The 2,912-nt window shown below is 50.3% G+C and carries 1 rRNA gene; it reads right to left on the minus strand.

The features are described from left to right. Positions 1–6: 6 nt before the first annotated feature. Positions 7–2,911, minus strand: a 23S ribosomal RNA gene (locus I2A75_RS17790). Position 2,912: the final 1 nt, after the last annotated feature.

Raw genomic sequence — 2,912 nt, forward strand, 5'->3', positions numbered from 1 at the left:
TTTTTATTGGTCAAGCCCTCGACCTATTAGTATCAGTCAGCTAAATATGTTACCACACTTACACCTCTGACCTATCAACCTTGTGTTCTTCAAGGGGTCTTACTAGCTTATGCTATGGGAAATCTCATCTTGAGGGGGGCTTCACGCTTAGATGCTTTCAGCGTTTATCCCTTCCCGACTTAGCTACCCAGCTATGCTCCTGGCGGAACAACTGGTGCACCAGAGGTCAGTCCATCCCGGTCCTCTCGTACTAAGGACAGCTCCTCTCAAATTTCCTACGCCCGCGACGGATAGGGACCGAACTGTCTCACGACGTTCTGAACCCAGCTCGCGTGCCGCTTTAATGGGCGAACAGCCCAACCCTTGGGACCTACTACAGCCCCAGGATGCGACGAGCCGACATCGAGGTGCCAAACCTCCCCGTCGATGTGGACTCTTGGGGGAGATCAGCCTGTTATCCCCGAGGTAGCTTTTATCCGTTGAGCGATGGCCCTCCCACGAGGTACCACCGGATCACTAAGCCCGACTTTCGTCCCTGCTCCACTTGTGGGTGTCGCAGTCAGGCTCCCTTCTGCCTTTGCACTCTTCGAACGATTTCCGACCGTTCTGAGGGAACCTTTGGGCGCCTCCGTTACTTTTTAGGAGGCGACCGCCCCAGTCAAACTGCCCACCTAACAATGTCCCGTCACCAGATTCATGGCGTCCGGTTAGAATCCCAATACTGTCAGGGTGGTATCCCAAGGGTGACTCCACTAAGGCTGACGCCCTAGCTTCTCAGTCTCCCACCTATCCTGTACAGACAATATCGAAACTCAATGCTAAGCTACAGTAAAGCTCTACGGGGTCTTTCCGTCCAATCGCGGGTAGCGAGCATCTTCACTCGCACTACAACTTCGCCGGATTTGCAGTTGAGACAGTGCCCAAGTCATTACGCCATTCGTGCGGGTCAGAACTTACCTGACAAGGAATTTCGCTACCTTAGGACCGTTATAGTTACGGCCGCCGTTTACTGGGGCTTAAGTTCACACCTTCGCTTGCGCTAAGTGTTCCCCTTAACCTTCCAGCACCGGGCAGGCGTCAGCCCCTATACATCAGCTTACGCTTTAGCAGAGACCTGTGTTTTTGCTAAACAGTTGCTTGGGCCTATTCTCTGCGGCCTGCTCTCACAGGCACCCCTTCTCGCGAACTTACGGGGTCAATTTGCCTAGTTCCTTAACTGCAATTCTTCCGATGGCCTTAGGATTCTCTCCTCATCTACCTGTGTCGGTTTGCGGTACGGGCACTACTTCTCTCTCTAGATGCTTTTCTTGGAAGCATGGAATCAGATACTTCGGTCTAAATGACCTTCCCCATCACACCTCAGAATTGTTAAAGCGGATTTGCCTACTTTAACTCCCTAAATGCTTAGACTAGCATTTCCAATCGCTAGCACATCCTATCCTTCTCCGTCACACCATCGATAATAACGATAATAGTGGTATTGGAATATCAACCAATTGTCCATCACCTACGCCTTTCGGCCTCGGCTTAGGTCCCGACTAACCCTGGGCGGACGAGCCTTCCCCAGGAAACCTTAGATTTTCGGCCTGTAAGATTCTCACTTACATCTCGCTACTAATGCCAACATTCTCACTCGTAATCAGTCCACCGCTCCTTACGGTACGACTTCAGCCCGATTACGACGCTCCTCTACCGCTCAAGTAAACTTGAGCCCGTAGCTTCGGTGGTAAGTTTGAGCCCCGGACATTTTCGGCGCAGGATCTCTCGACTAGTGAGCTATTACGCACTCTTTAAATGAGTGGCTGCTTCTAAGCCAACATCCTAGTTGTCTTAGAAATCCCACATCCTTTACCACTTAACTTACACTTTGGGACCTTAGCTGACGATCTGGGCTTTTTCCCTTTTGACCACGGATCTTATCATTCGTAGTCTGACTGCCGGACTCATAGTATATGGCATTCGGAGTTTGATAAGGTTCGGTAAGCGATATGCCCCCTAGCCCATTCAGTGCTCTACCTCCATTACTCATATCCGACGCTAGCCCTAAAGCTATTTCGAGGAGAACCAGCTATCTCCGAGTTCGATTGGAATTTCTCCGCTATCCACAGCTCATCCCATGCTTTTTCAACAGCAACGTGGTTCGGTCCTCCACGGGGTTTTACCCCCGCTTCAACCTGGCCATGGATAGGTCACCCGGTTTCGGGTCTACGGCATGCAACTAGTCGCCCTATTAAGACTCGGTTTCCCTTAGGCTCCGTACCTTAAGTACTTAACCTTGCTACATACCGTAACTCGTTGGCTCGTTCTACAAAAAGCACGTCATCACCCTCATAAGGGGCTTTGACCGGTTGTAGGCACACGGTTTCAGGTTCTATTTCACTCCCCTCCCGGGGTTCTTTTCACCTTTCCCTCACGGTACTGCTTCACTATCGGTCATCAGGTAGTATTTAGCCTTGGGAGGTGGTCCTCCCTGCTTCCCACAAGGTTTCACGTGTCTCGTGGTACTCTGGATCAGAACTCTAAACCTCTTCGTTTCACCTACGTGGCTATTACACTCTACGGCACAACTTTCCAGTTGTCTTCGGTTACAAATTAGTTTATTTAATGTTCTGTCCGCAACCCCAGAGATAAATCTCTGGTTTGGGCTCTTTCCCTTTCGCTCGCCGCTACTAAGAAAATCGATTTTTCTTTCTCTTCCTCTAGGTACTTAGATGTTTCAGTTCCCTAGGTTTACCTTCCTGCAGCTATTTATTCACTACAGGATACATGGGGTTTCCCATGTGAGTTCCCTCATTCGGAAATCTTCGGATCACTGGCTATGTGCGCCTACCCGAAGCTTATCGCAGCTTATCACGTCCTTCATCGGCTCCTGATGCCAAGGCATTCACCATGCGCCCTTTGTAGCTTGACCT

Origin of the sequence: Clostridium sp. 1001275B_160808_H3 (assembly GCF_015550425.1) — a bacterium.
Lineage (GTDB): Bacteria > Bacillota > Clostridia > Clostridiales > Clostridiaceae > Clostridium.